Annotated in this window: 17 protein-coding genes and 1 tRNA gene; 4 read left to right on the forward strand and 14 right to left on the reverse strand. The window is 69.0% G+C overall.

Going from position 1 to position 15,765, the window contains the following annotated elements:
- Positions 1–271 precede the first annotated feature (271 nt).
- On the forward strand, positions 272–571 hold the full coding sequence (locus tag IXW21_RS08095; protein WP_194763743.1) for a hypothetical protein: 300 nt from the start codon (positions 272–274) through the stop codon (positions 569–571).
- Between the two features lie 115 nt (positions 572–686).
- Positions 687–1,235: a type 1 glutamine amidotransferase domain-containing protein gene (locus tag IXW21_RS08100; protein WP_194763744.1), complete on the forward strand. Its 549-nt coding sequence runs from the start codon at positions 687–689 to the stop codon at positions 1,233–1,235.
- Between the two features lie 39 nt (positions 1,236–1,274).
- On the opposite strand, the gene IXW21_RS08105 is transcribed toward IXW21_RS08100, so the two are convergent.
- Positions 1,275–1,796, reverse strand: coding sequence for a CGNR zinc finger domain-containing protein (locus tag IXW21_RS08105; protein WP_194763745.1), 522 nt, complete (start codon positions 1,794–1,796; stop codon positions 1,275–1,277).
- 25 nt (positions 1,797–1,821) lie between these two features.
- Here IXW21_RS08105 and IXW21_RS08110 point away from each other — a divergent pair, with 25 nt between their 5' ends.
- Positions 1,822–2,028 carry a hypothetical protein gene (locus IXW21_RS08110; RefSeq protein ID WP_194763746.1) on the forward strand — a complete coding sequence of 69 codons (207 nt, stop codon included), beginning with the start codon at positions 1,822–1,824 and terminating at the stop codon, positions 2,026–2,028.
- A 9-nt stretch (positions 2,029–2,037) separates the two neighbouring features.
- Here the strand turns inward: IXW21_RS08110 and IXW21_RS08115 are convergent, their stop codons facing one another.
- The 13 genes from IXW21_RS08115 to IXW21_RS08175 all read right to left on the reverse strand — a co-directional run bounded on the left by IXW21_RS08115 (position 2,038) and on the right by IXW21_RS08175 (position 13,321).
- Positions 2,038–2,670: a peptidoglycan DD-metalloendopeptidase family protein gene (locus IXW21_RS08115; RefSeq protein WP_194763747.1), complete on the reverse strand. Its 633-nt coding sequence runs from the start codon at positions 2,668–2,670 to the stop codon at positions 2,038–2,040.
- Entirely contained in the window at positions 2,667–3,194 is a 528-nt protein-coding gene (locus IXW21_RS08120; RefSeq protein ID WP_194763748.1) for a DUF1697 domain-containing protein, read from the reverse strand. Before IXW21_RS08120 ends, IXW21_RS08115 begins: the two co-directional genes overlap by 4 nt.
- Positions 3,191–3,772, reverse strand: coding sequence for an isochorismatase family protein (locus IXW21_RS08125; protein WP_194763749.1), 582 nt, complete (start codon positions 3,770–3,772; stop codon positions 3,191–3,193). Before IXW21_RS08125 ends, IXW21_RS08120 begins: the two co-directional genes overlap by 4 nt.
- Before the next feature lie 79 nt (positions 3,773–3,851).
- Positions 3,852–3,927, reverse strand: a tRNA-Thr gene (locus tag IXW21_RS08130).
- 73 nt (positions 3,928–4,000) lie between these two features.
- Complete coding sequence (locus IXW21_RS08135) at positions 4,001–5,536, reverse strand: alpha/beta hydrolase (RefSeq protein ID WP_194763750.1); 1,536 nt, start codon at positions 5,534–5,536, stop codon at positions 4,001–4,003.
- 20 nt (positions 5,537–5,556) lie between these two features.
- Positions 5,557–6,714, reverse strand: a complete 1,158-nt coding sequence (locus tag IXW21_RS08140) for a DNA polymerase III subunit delta' (protein WP_194763751.1) — start codon at positions 6,712–6,714, stop codon at positions 5,557–5,559.
- Between the two features lie 69 nt (positions 6,715–6,783).
- Positions 6,784–7,413, reverse strand: coding sequence for a dTMP kinase (gene tmk / locus IXW21_RS08145; protein WP_194763752.1), 630 nt, complete (start codon positions 7,411–7,413; stop codon positions 6,784–6,786).
- Positions 7,414–7,442: 29 nt separating this feature from the next.
- Positions 7,443–10,274 (reverse strand): type I DNA topoisomerase, encoded by a 2,832-nt coding sequence (gene topA / locus IXW21_RS08150; protein WP_194763753.1) that lies wholly within the window; start codon positions 10,272–10,274, stop codon positions 7,443–7,445.
- A gap of 98 nt (positions 10,275–10,372) precedes the next feature.
- Positions 10,373–10,702 carry an Rv3654c family TadE-like protein gene (locus tag IXW21_RS08155; protein ID WP_194763754.1) on the reverse strand — a complete coding sequence of 110 codons (330 nt, stop codon included), beginning with the start codon at positions 10,700–10,702 and terminating at the stop codon, positions 10,373–10,375.
- A 28-nt stretch (positions 10,703–10,730) separates the two neighbouring features.
- Positions 10,731–11,075: a TadE family type IV pilus minor pilin gene (locus IXW21_RS08160; RefSeq protein WP_194763755.1), complete on the reverse strand. Its 345-nt coding sequence runs from the start codon at positions 11,073–11,075 to the stop codon at positions 10,731–10,733.
- The gene (locus IXW21_RS08165) at positions 11,075–11,281 is read right to left on the reverse strand and encodes a DUF4244 domain-containing protein (protein ID WP_194763794.1); all 207 of its coding nucleotides are present in this window, start codon (positions 11,279–11,281) and stop codon (positions 11,075–11,077) included. The genes IXW21_RS08160 and IXW21_RS08165 overlap by 1 nt, the downstream gene beginning before the upstream one ends.
- Positions 11,282–11,384: 103 nt before the next feature.
- Complete coding sequence (locus IXW21_RS08170; protein WP_194763756.1) at positions 11,385–12,314, reverse strand: type II secretion system F family protein; 930 nt, start codon at positions 12,312–12,314, stop codon at positions 11,385–11,387.
- A complete protein-coding gene (locus IXW21_RS08175) occupies positions 12,308–13,321 on the reverse strand; it encodes a TadA family conjugal transfer-associated ATPase (protein ID WP_194763757.1) in 1,014 nt (337 codons plus the stop codon). Before IXW21_RS08175 ends, IXW21_RS08170 begins: the two co-directional genes overlap by 7 nt.
- Before the next feature lie 411 nt (positions 13,322–13,732).
- Between IXW21_RS08175 and acs the strand changes: the two genes are divergently transcribed.
- A complete protein-coding gene (gene acs, locus IXW21_RS08180) occupies positions 13,733–15,700 on the forward strand; it encodes an acetate--CoA ligase (RefSeq protein WP_194763758.1) in 1,968 nt (655 codons plus the stop codon).
- Positions 15,701–15,765 lie beyond the last annotated feature (65 nt).

Genomic DNA, 15,765 nt, shown 5'->3' on the forward strand with positions numbered 1-15,765 from the left:
TCAAAGTCGGGGAACCCTTCCTGGAGACAGATGGCAATCCCGAGCCAAGCCGGACCTGGTCCGGAAGGTGTAGAGACTGGACGGGTGGCACCTTCGGCGAAAGCCATGGTGAAGGGACAGTCCAGACCACGAACATCCGTGAGGATGGCGGCGAAAGTCGAAGTGGCAGGTTAATCCGCGGGTTGTGGGTTCGATCCCCACAGGGCCCACCATTTTCCGGAGCGATCGGATGACGCCGGCGATGTCGGTGGCCGGACGTACGCTCGCACGCGTGCAAGCAGCGCAGCGCGCCGAGAGCATCGAGTTCATCACGGAGTATCTGCGTAGTCATCCCTGCACCGACTGCGGCGCTGCCGATCTCAGGGTCCTCGACTTCGATCATCGACCTCAGGCAGGAAAACGAGATACGGTGATGCAACTCGTGCGCAACGGCTTCAGCCTCGGCGTCATCGCCGAGGAGCTCGCCAGGTGCGACGTCCGCTGCCGGAATTGCCACGCGATCGTCACGTATGACCGCATGGGCGGCTCCTGGCGCAGTCGAGCGATGCCGGGAGCGCCCACCGAGAACTGATCCGCGCGCGTATCACCGCCCTCTCGATACGGCCACCCCCTTCTCGGCGTCCGGATCGTGCGAGAGGGTCGAAGCGTCCCCATCCGGGACCTGACCCTCTACGAAAGGACGCATCATGGCGACTCTCACCGACAGCCGAGTGGCATTCCTGGCGACAGACGGATTCGAGGACAGTGAGCTGACCAGTCCCTGGGACGCCGTGCAGGCCGAGGGCGCGAGCGCGACCCTCATCGCACCCGAGGGTGCGCAGATCAAGGGCAAGAACGGACACGTGCAGCACGTGGACCTGACGTCGGCGGATGCCACGGCAGACGAGTTCGACGCTCTCGTACTGCCGGGCGGCGTCGTGAACGCCGATCACCTGCGGCTCGACAAGCCGTCGATCGAACTCGCACGCACGTTCTTCGAGCAGCACAAGCCGGTGGCCGTCATCTGCCACGGCGCGTGGATCCTCATCGAGGCGGGTGTCGTCGACGGTCGCACGCTCACGAGCTATCCGAGCCTCGCGACCGACCTCCGCAACGCCGGAGCGACCTGGGTCGACGAAGAGGTCGTGGTCGACCAGGGGCTCGTCTCCAGCCGCACTCCCGACGACCTTCCGGCCTTCAACGCCAAGCTCGTCGAAGAGGTGGCCGAAAGCCGCCACGCGGGCCAGACGGCCTGACGACCACTCGCCCTGACGACAGCATCCGGCGGTCCGGTGTCACACGCTCGCACGAGCTCGGTGACGCCGGACCGCCGCTCTGTTCGCGCACCGCACCGAGCAGAACCTCTGACGCCCGTTGCGAGTGACGTCGACCACCACATGGGTGCAGGGCGAGGCCTCGCACCGTCCCAGGCGATCGATGCCCCGGGTGACCAGGTGCAGTGAGGTGCCGACCGCGAAGATCGCCCGCAGGACGTACGGCAGCGACTGCACGTCATCGCGGTAATGCAGATGCCACCCCTCGCCGTCGTGGTCGGTGAGCCGGGGATACGCGGCCGCCTCAGCCATCTGGGCGTTGAGCATCCCGGCCCGCGCGGAGGGGTCGCTCTCGTCGACGATCCGCAGCCAGTCGTCCACGACCGCTCGCACCCTCTCGTGGTCGTCGGGGGCAGGCGGGAACGTCATCGTCATGCCCATCTCGAGAGTTCGCTCTTCGATGCCCGCGCGGTCGGCGGGGAAGTCATCCGCCAGGGACGCCGCCAGCAGGACCGCGTACTCGCCGTAAGGGTTGAGATGCATAAGGCCATTACATCACGCTGGATGCATGACCTCCCTGCAGACCCTCCCGACGCCGCGGACCCCCTCGACGCCCGTACCTCACGAGCACGCCTGGCTCGTGGAATCCCGGCACCGCACCAGCGATGGCACTGTGCTGTATGTGCGCTGCACAGACTGCGCGATGCGCCGGGTCGACCTGCAGCCTCGCACCCAGATGCCGCCGACGGCGCTCTCTCGCCACCTTCCGGCCTGATCGCGCGGCTCAGGCGCCGACGATCTCCCCGTTGCCGGGAACCCACGGGAGTTCGTCCGCGCGCCGAAACGCGAGGGGCACACCGCGCCCGTGGCGATCGATCGACTCCGACACCTGCAGGTGCAGGTGCGGCTCGGTGCTGTTGCCCGAATTGCCGCACTCGCCGACCTGCTCCCCCACGTGCACGACGTCGCCCACCCGCGGAGTCGCACGTCCCTCACGCAGATGGGCGAGCAGCACGAGCACGTCATCCGCGCGGATGACGACATGGTTGCCGGCGATGGCCGGCGCCCCGTTCCGCACACGGGCGGGCTGAGTGAGCGCGTATCCGATCAGGGCGCCGATCGACCGCCGGGCGACATGGTCCTCTTCCCCGTCGTGGACGCGCACGACCTCTCCGGTCACCGGGGCGAGGATCGCGCGCCCGAAGCCGACGAACTCCTCGGGCCTCTCGCTTCCGAACACGCTGCGCAGGCCACGTCGGGCGCTGCGTCCGTCCGCATCGACCGGGACGAAGTCGATCGCGTGAGAGCTTCCGAAGAGCTCCGTGGCGTGGCTGGGAACGCGCGTCGCCGGACTGTTCTGCACCAGCCATCGCCCGGCGAAGGGCAGCGCCAGCACGAACGGCTCCCGGTGGCTCATGCGGTGAGCTCGACGAGCCTTCTCACCGTGCGCAGGTTGCGCGCCGTGCCGGCGACACCGAGCGCCCGGTCGAGCACGGCCTTGGTGAGCTTGGTGTTCTGCACTCCCCCGTCGCCGTAGTCGATCCACAGGTCGTCGCCGACGAGAGCGATCCGCTCCCCCGGCACGAGACGTTCGTGCAGCGCCTCGACGGCTCCGGGCGACGCCGACCCCTCGAGGAACATCGCGTGCAGCATCTTCTCGGACGCCTCCGGGAACGGATGCTCCGCCACGGCCCGTGCGAGCGCAGCGTGCGTGCGCAGGATCACCGGGGTGTCCACGCCGAACTCCGCCGCGATCAGCTCGCGGGCCCGCGCCCGCGCCGCATCCGGGTCGGCGGGATGCTCGCACACGACGTTGCCGCTCGCGATGTAGGTCGAGACCTCGCCGAACTCGGGAGCGAGCAGAGCGCGCAGCTCTGCCATCGGCACCGTGCCCCGGCCGCCGACGTTGACGGCGCGCAACAGGAGGACGCTGCGGGTCACACAGCACCGCTCTCGGTCAGCTCGGCGCCCGCGTGCGCGAGCTCGGCAAGCGCGGCTTCGCTCGACTCCACGCCGACGCCCGCGATCAGGTCGGTGAAGACGCGCACCTGCACGCCGTGGGCGATCGCGTCGAGGGCCGAGGCGCGGACGCAGTGGTCGGTGGCGATGCCGACGACATCGGCGCTCAGAGCGCCCGCTGCGGTCAGGATCGCCCCCACGGTCTCCCCCGCCACGGTGGCGCCCTCGAACATCGAATAGGCCGGGCGCCCCTGCCCTTTGTGCACGTGGTGAGTGACGGCGTCGGTCACCAGGAGCGGGTCGTAGTCCGCTCCGTCTGATCCGGCGACGCAATGGACGGGCCAGGTGTCGACGAAATCCGGGCTCTCGGCGAAGTGCCCGCCGTTGTCGCCCTCGGAATCATGCCAGTCGCGCGACGCGATGATCACGTCATAGTCACCCGCCCTCTCGGCGAGCAGCGCGGACACAGCGGATGCCACGGCATCCCCGCCGGCCACGGCCAGCGCCCCGCCCTCGGTGAAGTCGTTCTGGACGTCGACGATGAGAAGCGCTCGGCTCATGCTTCGAGAGTACGCCCCAAGCGATCCGCCCGGAGGGAACCAGAAGGCCCCGCGATGTTCTTCGCATCACGGGGCCTGGTGGAGCCGCTTGTCAGAATCGAACTGACGACCTTTTCATTACGAGTGAAATGCTCTGCCGACTGAGCTAAAGCGGCGCGATCATCGATATTACCCGAGCGGACGCGACATCGCGAATCGGCGCGTCGACACCCTGGAGTGTCGCCGTCCTCACTCGCAGCGGAGGCCGTCCTCGGGCACCGTGTCGTCGAGGAAGAACGCCTCCACGGCGCTGTCGACGCACGAGTTGCCCTTGTTGTAGCCGGTGTGCCCCTCGCCCACACGGGTGATCAGAACGCCCTCGTCGAGCTGACCGGCGAGGGATTCCGACCACTCGTACGGCGTGGCCGGATCGTTCGTCGTACCGACGACGAGAATCGGCCCGGCACCCTCAGCAGTGATCTCACCGCGGGTGCCGGTGGGCGGGTAGGGCCACACCTCGCACGGGTCGGGGCCACTCCAGTACGGGGCGATGGTCGGTGCGCCCTCGGCGATCTTCGCCTCGATGGCAGCCTCGGCCGCAGGGTCGTCCTCGACCGGGTAGTCCATGCAGTTGTACGCACGGAAGGCCTCGGTCGAGTTGTCGAGGTACGAGCCGTCCTGGTCGCGGCCGTTGTAGAAGTCCGCGAGGAAGAAGGCGGTGGTGGGGTCGCCTTGCAGAGCCTCGTCGAGCGCCTGCGTCAGATAGGTCCAGTTGTCGGCCGAGTAGAGAGCGGCGATGATGCCGGTCATGAGGGCATCGGCACCCATCATGCGTCCGTCGCCGTTCTGCAGCGGGTTGGCGTCGACGCTCGCGAGCAGCGCACCGAGGTCGGCCATCGCCTCGTCGACCGTGCCGTTGAACGGGCACTCCCCCGAGTCGAGGCAGCTCTGCATGTACGCGCGGAGCGCCGACTCGAAGCCGAGTGCCTGCGTGGCGCCGACGTCGAGCCCCGACACCGCGGGGTCGATCGCGCCGTCGAGCACGAGACGGCCCGCCTTGTCGGGGTAGAGCGATGCGTACGTCGCACCGAGGAAGGTGCCGTACGAGTATCCGAGGTAGTTCAGCTCGGTGTCGCCCAGCACGGCTCGGATCAGGTCCATGTCGCGCGCCGAGTTGATCGTGGTGATGTGCGGAAGGATGCCGTCGCTGTTGGCGTCGCACGCCTGCGCGAACTCCTCGGCCCCGGCGAGCAGCTCGGCCTCCCACTCCGGCGTGCCGCGCTTCGCGGTCGGGAGCGTGTAGAGGTAGTCGTCCATCCCTGCCGCGTCCAGACAGGTGACCGCCGACGACTGGCCCACACCGCGTGGGTCGAATCCGATCACGTCGAAGTTCTCGATCAGATCGGCGCCGACCGCGAAGTCGAGGCTGTCACGGATGAGCTCGACACCGCTCGCTCCCGGCCCGCCGGGGTTCGTCAGCAGCGACCCCTGCGCCTCACCGGTCGCCTGATGACGCACGACCGACAGGGTGATCTCGCCGTCGCCCGGGTTCTCCCAGTCGAGCGGTGCCGTGACGTCGGTGCAGTCGAACCCGGTGCCGCACTCGGTCCAGGTCAGCGTCTGGCCGTAGAACGGCAGGAGGTCGTCGGCGACGCCCTCGGTGTCGGGAGCCTTCGTGACCGAGGGCTTGGGCTCTCCGCCCTCGGGAATGGCCGCGTACAGGCATCCGGACAGGGCGACGGCTGCCGCCGCGAGCCCTGCGACGAGGGCGGCTGCGCGCCGCATGCGGGAAGTCGGTCGGTCGGTCACGGTGTCCTCCCGCTCGTGACGGTCACGAGCAAGCTCTCCAGGGCGAGAAGCGGAGCGACATTGCGCTCCAGCGACTGGCGCGTCTCGGCTAGGTGGTCGAGCACGACGAGCGTGCGGGTCTCGGGCCAGGCATCAGCGAGCGCGGCGAGGTCGTCGCGCAGTTCTCGGTTGATCAACTCGTCGTCGCGGCCGAACTGCAGCATCACGACGTCGCGGAACATCGACTGCAGGTCGGTCAGCACGCGATCGATGCCGTCACGGAGGCTGCGCGTCGCGCGCTTCTTCTGGTCGTCTTCGAGCGCCGAGATCTGCGTGCGCAGGGCCGGCGGAACGGCCTGCCCCTCGGCGATACCCACCGTGCGCAGCAGGGAGGCGCGCTCGGCGGCATCGCGTTCGGCGGTCAACGCCTTCGCATCGTCGGTGGCGGCCTGGATGATGCGTCCGGCGACGTCGACAGCGTCGTTGACCCCGCGGACCGCGAGCACCGACCGCAGGGTCTCGTCGCGGCGACGCCGAGCCGCGTCGTCGGTGGCGAGTCGCTGCGCCATGCCGATGTGGCGCTGCGCGTGGCGAGCGGCCTGCTCGGCCACGGCCTCGTCGACCCCGGTGCGCAGCGTGATCAGGCGCGCGACATCGGCGACGTCGGGTTCGCGCAGACGCAGGGAGCGGACCCGTGAGCGGATGGTGGGCAGCAGGTCGGCCTCGCTGGGCGCGCAGAGGATCCACACCGTCTGCTCCGGCGGTTCTTCGAGCGCCTTGAGCAGGACGTTCGAGGTGCGTTCGACCATGCGATCGGCGTCTTCGACGACGATCACGCGATAGCGCCCGGCGGAGGGGGCGAAGTACGAGCGCTCGACCAGAGCGCGCGCCTCGGCGATCGTGATGATCACCTTGTCGGTGCGCAGAGCCGTGACGTCGGGATGCGTGCCCGCGAGCACCTGTCGCATCGCCGCCTCGTCATCGGGATGATCGGCGATCAGCGCAGCGGCGAACGCGTACGCCAGAGTCGATCGGCCTGACCCGGGCGGGCCCGTGATGAGCCACGCGTGCGAGAGCGCGGCGGGATCGGATGCTGCGGCGCGCAGCGTCTCGACCGCGGCGTCCTGCCCCCACACATCGACCCACGGGAAAGGGGCGGCGACGGTCTGGGGCATGTCCTCAGCCTAATCGGGAGCACCGACGTCCGCGCACGGAGACGGCATCCGGTCGCTGGCGGCGCGGTCTCAGCCGAGAAGAGTCTGCACGCGCTCGCGGATCTGCGCGGCGATCACCTCGGGAGACGCGTCGGCGTCGAGCACGAGGAAGCGCTCGGGCTCGGCGGCGGCCAGCGTCAGGTACGCATCGCGGACCCGCGCGTGGAACTCGGTCTTCTCGGCCTCGAGTCGGTCGAACGGCTTGTCGGCCGAGTCGAGACGCACGCGCGCGGCCTCGGGCGCGAGGTCGAGCAGCACCGTCAGATCGGGAAGCGCGCCCTCGGCGGCCCAGAGCGACAGGTCGCGGATCTCCTCGCCGTCGAGCACACGTCCGGCGCCCTGGTAGGCGACAGACGAGTCGAGGTAGCGATCCTGCAGCACGACCTCACCACGCGTGAGCGCGGGGCGCACGACCGTCGCCACGTGATGCGCACGGTCGGCGGCGTACAGGAGCGCCTCGGCGCGGGGCGCGATGTCACCGCGATGGTGCAGCACGATGTCACGGATCAGGTTGCCGACCTCGGATCCACCGGGCTCGCGCGTGCGCACGACCGTGCGGCCCTCGTTCGACAACCAGGTGTCGAGGAGATCGGCCTGCGTGGTCTTGCCCGAGCCGTCGCCGCCTTCGAGCGTGATCCACACTCCGGAACGTGCGGTCACGACCCGACCTTCACGTCGATTCGCCGCACTCACTCAGCACGACGCTTCGCTGCTGCGTTGGCGGCGCGCGTCGCTGCAGCCTTCTTCGCAGCAGCCGAACGAGCGGCGGCCTTCTCGGCATCCGTCGGAGCCTTCTTGGCGGGAGCCTTCTTGGCGGGAGCCTTCTTCGCCGCGGGCGTCTTCTTCGCGGGTGCCTTCTTCGCCGCGCCGCGCTTGGGCGCCGGACCCTTGGCACGCTTGTCGGCGAGCATCTGCACCGCGGTCTCGAACGTGATGTCCTCGACCTTCTGTCCTCGCGGGATGGTGACGTTCGTCTCACCGTCGGTCACGTACGCGCCGAAGCGCCCGTCGCGGATGCGGATCGGCTTGCCGCTCACGGGGTCGGCCTCGAACTCGACGAGAGCACTGGATGCGCGGCGGGATCCCGCGCCGTACTTCGGCTGCTTGTAGATCTCGAGGGCCTGCTCGAGCGTGACATCGAAGATCTGGGATTCGCTCTCGAGCGAGCGGGAATCGGTGCCCTTCTTCAGGTACGGGCCGAAGCGACCGTTCTGAGCGGTGATCTCGTCGCCGCTCTCGGGGTCGGTTCCGACCACACGCGGCAGGCTGAGGAGCTGCAGTGCGGTGTCGAGATCGATCGTGTCGACCGACATCGAGCGGAACAGAGATCCGGTGCGCGGCTTGGGCGCGGCATCCTTCTTCGCTCCGCGCTTGGGCTTCGGAGCCTCGACGACCTCTCCCGTGGCCTCGTCGACCGCCGCGTCGTCGGACACCGGGTCGTTCTCCTGCACGTAGGGTCCGAAGCGGCCGTCCTTGAGGACGATGATCTTGCCGTTCTCGGGGTTGGTGCCGAGCACGCGATCGCCGGCGACCGGCGCATCGATCAGCTCCTGCGCCTTCTCGGCGGTGAGCTCGTCGGGTGCGAGCTCTTCGGGGACGTTGACGATGCGCGGCTTCTCGTCGGGCGCCTCGGGGTTGGCGACCTCGAGGTAGGGGCCGTACTTGCCGAACCGCAGGGTCGCGTTCTCGGTGATCGGCGTCGAGTTCAGTGCACGTGCGTCGATCTCACCGAGGTTGTCGACCACCTGGCGGAGGCCGACATGGGAGTCGGAGCCGTAATAGAAGGAGCGCAGCCACTCGACGCGCTTCTGCTCACCACGGGCGATCGCATCGAGGTCGTCTTCGAGAGCTGCGGTGAAGTCGTAGTCGATCAGGTCGGCGAAGTGCTCTTCGAGCAGTCGGACCACGCTGAAGGCGAGCCACGTGGGCACGAGTGCCTGGCCACGCTTGGTCGCGTAGCCGCGGTCGATGACGGTGCCGATGATGCTGGCGAAGGTCGAGGGGCGGCCGATGCCGTGCTCCTCGAGCGCCTTCACCAGGGAAGCCTCGGTGTAGCGCGGCTTCGGGGTCGTGCGGTGGCCTTTGGCCTCGGCATCCGACATGCGCAGCTCATCGCCGACGGCGACGACCGGGAGCGACTGGTTCTCGTCGGCGTCCTTCTCGTTGCGCTTCTCGTCGCGCCCCTCTTCGTACGCGTCGAGGAAGCCCTTGAAGGTGTAGACGGTTCCGGATGCCGTGAACTCGGCCTTCTGACCTGCCGCGTCGACGAGGATCGTGACGGTCGTGGTCTCGTACTTGGCGTCGGCCATCTGGCTGGCGACGGTGCGCTTCCAGATGAGGTCGTAGAGGCGGTGCTCTTCGCGATCGAGCTCGGATGCGACGGACTTGGGCGTGCGGAAGGTCTCGCCCGACGGGCGGATCGCCTCGTGCGCCTCCTGCGCGTTCTTGCTCTTCGACTTGTAGACGCGAGGCTTGAGCGGCACGGCCGAGTCGCCGTAGAGGGCCACGGCCTGACTGCGAGCCGCCTGCACCGCCTGCGTGCTCAGTGCGACCGAGTCGGTACGCATATAGGTGATGTAGCCCTTTTCGTACAGACGCTGGGCCACGCTCATCGCCTGCTTGGCACTCATCGAGAGCTTGCGACCGGCCTCCTGCTGCATGGTGGAGGTCGTGAACGGTGCGTAGGGGCTGCGGGTTCCCGGCTTCGCCTCGACCTTGGTCACCGCGCCGGCGCCCGCGGTGTCGACGGCATGCGCCAGGGCCGCGGCCTTCTTCTCGTCGAGGATGACGACGGCCTTCTTGAGCTTTCCGGTGTCGTCGAAGTCGGTGCCGCGGGCGAGCTGACCGCCGTCGACCCGGACCAGCCGCACGCGGAAGCCGGAGGACGACGACGCGAGCGCCTCGACGTCCCAGTACTCGGCCGACACGAAGGCCATGCGCTCGCGTTCGCGCTCGACGATCATGCGCGTCGCGGCGGACTGCACTCGTCCTGCCGAGAGACCGGTCTTGACCTTGTACCAGAGCACGGGCGAGACGTCCCAGCCGTACAGGCGGTCGAGGATGCGCCGGGTCTCCTGCGCGTCGACGAGATCGGTGTCGAGCTCGCGGGTGTTGCCGATGGCCGCCTGGATCGCGTCCTTCGTGATCTCGTGGAAGACCATGCGCTTGACGGGGACCTTGGGCTTCAGGGTCTCGAGAAGGTGCCACGCGATGGCCTCGCCCTCGCGGTCCTCATCAGTGGCGAGCAGGAGCTCGTCGGCGGTCTTGAGCGCACGCTTGAGCTCGGCGACGGTCTTCGTCTTGCGATCGGAGACCACGTAGTAGGGGTCGAAGTCGTTGTCGACGTCGATCGAGTACTTCCCGTAGGCCTGCTTGTCAGCGGCAGGGATGTCCTTCTTGTCTGCGAGGTCGCGGATGTGGCCGACAGAGCTGAGCACCTCGTAGCCATCGCCGAGGTACCCCTGAATCGACCGCATCTTCGTCGGAGACTCGACGATGACGAGCTTCTTGCCTTCAGCCAAGGGAGCGTCCTTTCTTCGAAGCACACCATACACACCGCTGTGATGGGTTCGTCACAGTGGTCGCCTGCATTTTCGCCGGACCGTGCTTCGCGCGGCCGTCATCTTCCGTCGGGTGGCCCAGCTCGGGCTCGGGAGACGGCTGCGAGACCAGCGTACGCCGCCTCGACCTGTACGGTCGCCACGAAGCCCTCCACGACGCACCGGGTGAGCGTGCCGCCGGAAGCTGAAGCGACGCGCGCGGCCACGGCGCAGGGGTCACCGTCGACCGCTATCGCACCGCTCGCTGTGTCTGCTGCGGCGAGCGCCGCGGCGTCGGCAGCTCCGGCGGCGCGCTGCGCGGTGACCGCGGCTCCGCCGACGAGGACGAGGCCGAGAGACAGCGCGGCGGCGACCGACAGCACCCCCGCGGCGAGCGCGGACCCCGCCATCAGAGGCCACCCGACGCCGAGCACCGCATTAGAGGCCTCCCGCGAGCGCGCAGCTCGCCGCCTCGAGCGGCAGACGGATGACCGATCCGACGGCGACATCGGCACGGGCCGTGACGCAGATCAGGTCGCCGGATGCGACACTCGACATCGACGCCCCGGGGACCGCACCCGCGACGACACCCGATGCCCTGCCCGCATCCTCACCCCGACCGAGCAGCCGCGCGGCATCGGCCGCAGCGTCCTGCAGCGCGACCTGACGCGCGGCTGCGCCGAGCGCCCCGGCGCCGAGAAGCAGAGTGAGCACGACCGCGGGGAGGGCGAGCGCGAGCTCGGCGGCCACGGATCCGCGCTCGCGATCTCCCCGGTCGCGCATCACGCCACCGTCAGCGCCCGGCGCACGAGATCTGTGAGGATGCCGCGCACCTCATCCGATCTCATGATGACCACGAGCAGGCCCGCGAAGGCGACGGCGGCCATGGTCGTGATCGCGTACTCGGCGGTGGCCGCCCCACTCTCGTCGCCGAAGAGCATCGCGGCTCGTCGGCCGGTCAGCGGAGGGAGGGCATTCATGCTCGTCATGCCCCTGCTCGTCGTGTTCATGTGGGTTCCTTCTTTCTCTGTGTGGATGCGCAGGCATCCGGTGGTCGATGGGGGTGGTGAAGGTTCTCGATGCAGACGTCGCTCAGAGCGGCAGTGGCGTCGAGGTCAGCACGCTCAGCAGCAACGGGGCGACGCCGAGCAGCAGGAATGCCGGGAGAGTGCACACCCCGAGCGGGAGGAGCAGCTGGGTCGAGAGCTTCGCCGCGCGCAGCCGGCCGTCGATCCTCGATCGATGCCGGTCCTGCGCCGCCGAGGCTCGAAGCAGTTCGGCCGCCGGCACGCCCGCCGCGCGGGAGAGGTCGAGCACCGATCTGATGCGCCTGCCATCGCCATGGCGCGAGGCCGGACTCTCGTCCACGAGGCGCAGTGCGCGCTCGACGGAGGCGCCACCGGACAGAGCGACGGCCACGAGCTCGGCCTGCATGCCGGGCGTTGCGGGGCTCGGTCTCGCTCGACGCAGCAGACGCGCCGTCCAGGCACGCGCGGCCCCCACGAGCAGCAGCCCCGCCACGACGCAGCCGGCGCCGATCGGGTTGCCGATCACGACCGAGACGGTGTCGAACCCGAGGGCGAATCCGAGCAGCAGGCCGGCGAACGGCATCCACAGCAGCAGCCGCGCGGTGCCCGCGGGCTCGGCGAGCGCGATGCGCACGTCGTCTGCGGCGGATGCGGCATCGCGAAGGGTCTCGGCGATCATGCGCAGCACCTCGGCGAGCGGAGCACCGACCGTGGTCGCCACCTCCCACGCGGCGGCGAGATCACGCCACGCACCGCCCTCCGACTCGATCGCCGCCACGAGGGCCATCCCCTGTTCCACACGCTCTACGACGGCAGCGGCATGCTCATCGCCCGTGTCACCGAGGTGTCGCCACGCCGTCAGGGGCACGGCGCCTGCCTGCAGCAGCACGGCCAGCGTCTGCACCGACGTCGCAGCATCGGCGCCGCCGGTCGCATGATCGACGTCTGCGGCGCGGTGAGCCTCGGAGCGGTCACGCCGCAGCGCGATCACCATGGGTGCACCTCGACGATCGAGAGACGGTCATCGGTCAGGGCGAACTCGCCGGCCTGCGCGATCCGCCGCCGCCCGTCCGGCGCGCGCTCGAGGTGCAGCACCACTGTGAACGCACTGGCGACCTGGCGCGCGAGCGCCGCGGCATCCATCCCGGCGAGCGCGCCCAGCGCCTCCATCCGGGCCGGAACATCACTCAGACCGCTGGCGTGCAGCGTGCCTGCTCCCCCATCGTGCCCGGTGTTCAGAGCGGTCAGCAGTTCCCGCACCTCTTCGCCACGGCACTCGCCCACCACCAGGCGGTCGGGACGCATGCGCAGCGACTCGCGCACGAGTCGCGCGAGACTGATGCCGCCCGCACCTTCGAGATTCGACTGCCGTGCTTCGAGAGCCACATGATGCGGGTGCCTCGGTCTGAGTTCTGCGACGTCTTCGATCGTGACGATCCGCTCCGACGCCGGCGCGGCCGAGAGCAACGCCGACAGCAGCGTGGTCTTGCCTGTTCCCGTGCCGCCGGTGATGAGGATGTTCGCGCGCTCCTGCACGAGCCGTACCAGCCAGCTCTGGCCGCGCGCGTCGAAGGTGCCGAGAGCGGCCAGCGCGTCGAGATCGGCGGCGCGCACCCGTGGCACTCTGATCGACAAAGCGGTGCCCGCCGTCGCCACGGGGGCGAGGACGGCGTGTACCCGGATTCCGGAGTCGAGTCGCACGTCGACACAGGGCGCCTGGTCGTCGAGATGACGACCGCCGAGTCCCACCAGCGCGACCGCGAGATCGCGCACCTCTCGCTCGGAGGCGCTCCATTCCGGCACAGCCTCGGCGCCGTGCCCGCGGTCGACGAAGAGCCCCTGCGCGCCGTTGACGAAGATGTCGGTGACGTCGGGATCGGCGCAGTGTTCGGCCAACGGCCCGAAGGCCGGATCGATCGGGAGGTACTCGGTGTCGGCCGCCTGAGCGCTCTCCACGAACCGCGACGTCGAACGCGGACGGATGACGAAGGATTCGGGCATGCCCCGACGGTAGGCGCCCGGCGTGCCGTAGGGACCGCGTTCGGGAGCCGTCGCGCACGCGCTGTGAGCAACCTCATCTCACCCGACCCCGTGCAGAGAGATCGGTCGATCGGCGACGTCCGATCCCAGACAGCAGAGAGCGCTCCCACACGGAGAAGGGCGGCACCTCACGGGGGGAATGAGATGCCGCCCACGGCGCACCCTTTCGGGGGATTCGGGCACACCAAGGCCGGAATGAGAATTCGGCTGAGGTCGAGTGTACGCAAGGCGACCGTCCTGACAAAACCCGTCGGAGTACCGACTTTCGGCAGTATGCGACGTCAGCGGCCGAGACTAGATTCGCCGTGACCTGATCGCGCCACCCCGGGATCAGCCTGCACGACCTGCCATGCCGCAAAGGAGCGTCTGCCGATGAGCAGCCAGATCGATCATCTTCTCGATGAAACCCGCCAGTTCCCGCCGTCCGAGGAGTTCGTCGCTCAGTCGATCTCCTCGCCCGCGCTGTACGAGAGCGCGGCGGCCGACCGCGAGGCGTTCTGGGCCGGCCAGTCACGCGAGCTGCTCGAGTGGCACAAGCCCTTCACGCAGGTGCTCGACTGGTCGACGCCGCCGTTCGCGAAGTGGTTCGACGACGGCGAGCTCAACGTCGCGTACAACTGCCTCGACCGGCACGTCGAGGCAGGCAACGGCGACCGTGTCGCCCTGCACTGGGAGGGTGAGCCCGGCGACTCCCGCACGATCACGTATGCCGAGCTGACCGACGAGGTCAAGCGGGTCGCGAACGTGCTCGAAGACCTCGGCATCGGCCACGGCGACCGCGTCGCGATCTATCTGCCCATGATCCCCGAGGCCGTCGCGTCGATGCTCGCGGTCGCCAGGGTCGGAGCGATCCACTCCGTCGTGTTCGGTGGCTTCAGCGCGGACAGCCTGCGCTCGCGCATCGACGACGCCGGCGCGAAGCTCGTGATCACCGCCGACGGCGGCTATCGCAAGGGTCGCGTCTCGGCGCTCAAGCCGGCCGTCGACCAGGCGCTCGCCGACCGCGGCGACGGCGAGCAGCAGACCGTCGAACACGTGCTGGTCGTGCGTCGCGGCGAGAACGAGGTCGAGTGGAACGCCGACCGTGACATCTGGTGGCACGAGGCTGTCCCGAACGTCTCGGCCGAGCACACCGCGCAGGCGTTCCCCGCCGAGAACCCGCTGTTCATCCTGTACACCTCGGGCACGACGGGAAAGCCCAAGGGCATCCTGCACACCTCCGGCGGCTACCTGACGCAGGCCGCGTACTCCCACAAGTACGTGTTCGATCTGCATCCCGAGACCGACGTCTACTGGTGCACCGCCGACATCGGGTGGATCACCGGGCACAGCTACGTCACCTACGGACCGCTGGCGAACGGCGCGACCCAGGTGATCTACGAGGGCACACCGGATGCTCCGCACCCCGGCCGCTGGTGGGAGATCATCGAGAAGTACAAGGTCTCGATCTTCTACACCGCTCCGACCGCGATCCGCTCGTTCATGAAGATCGGCCGCAGTGTTCCCGCGAAGTTCGACCTGTCGTCGCTGCGACTGCTCGGCTCGGTCGGAGAGCCCATCAATCCCGAGGCGTGGATCTGGTACCGCGACGTGATCGGCGCGGGCACGACGCCGATCGTCGACACCTGGTGGCAGACCGAGACGGGCGCGATCATGGTCTCGGCCCTGCCCGGCGTGACCGCGACCAAGCCCGGCTCCGCGCAGGTTCCCCTGCCCGGTATCTCGATCGACGTGGTCGACGAGTCGGGCACCGAGGTCGGCAACGGCAACGGCGGCCTGCTCGTGGTCACGGAGCCGTGGCCGAGCATGCTCCGCGGTATCTGGGGCGACCCCGAGCGATACCGGGAGACCTACTGGGAGAAGTTCGAGAAGCAGGGCTACTACTTCGCCGGAGACGGCGCTCGTCTGGACGCTGACGGCGACCTGTGGCTGCTCGGCCGCGTCGACGACGTGATGAACGTGTCGGGCCACCGACTCTCGACCGCCGAGATCGAATCGTCGCTCGTCGCGCACGAGGCGACGGCCGAGGCCGCGGTCGTCGGTGCCGCCGACGAGACGACTGGGCAGGCGGTGGTGGCGTTCGTCATCATCAAGGAGAGCTACCTGTCGGCGCACGACCCGGCGGGGCTCGCACAGCAGCTGCGCCAGTGGGTCGGCGAGCAGATCGGCGCGATCGCCCGTCCGCGTGACGTGTACATCGTCGGCGAGTTGCCCAAGACCCGCTCGGGCAAGATCATGCGGCGTCTGCTTCGCGACGTGGCCGAGGGCCGCGAGGTCGGCGACACGACGACCCTCGCCGACACGGCCGTCATGAGCATCATCTCGGCACAGGTCAAGTAGAGCGCCCTTCGACAGGCTCAGGGACCCAGGGAATGCTGGGGTGCTGAGCCTGTCGAATGGGGTGC

Origin of the sequence: Microbacterium sp. UFMG61 (assembly GCF_015354505.1) — a bacterium.
Classification (GTDB): Bacteria; Actinomycetota; Actinomycetes; order Actinomycetales; family Microbacteriaceae; genus Microbacterium.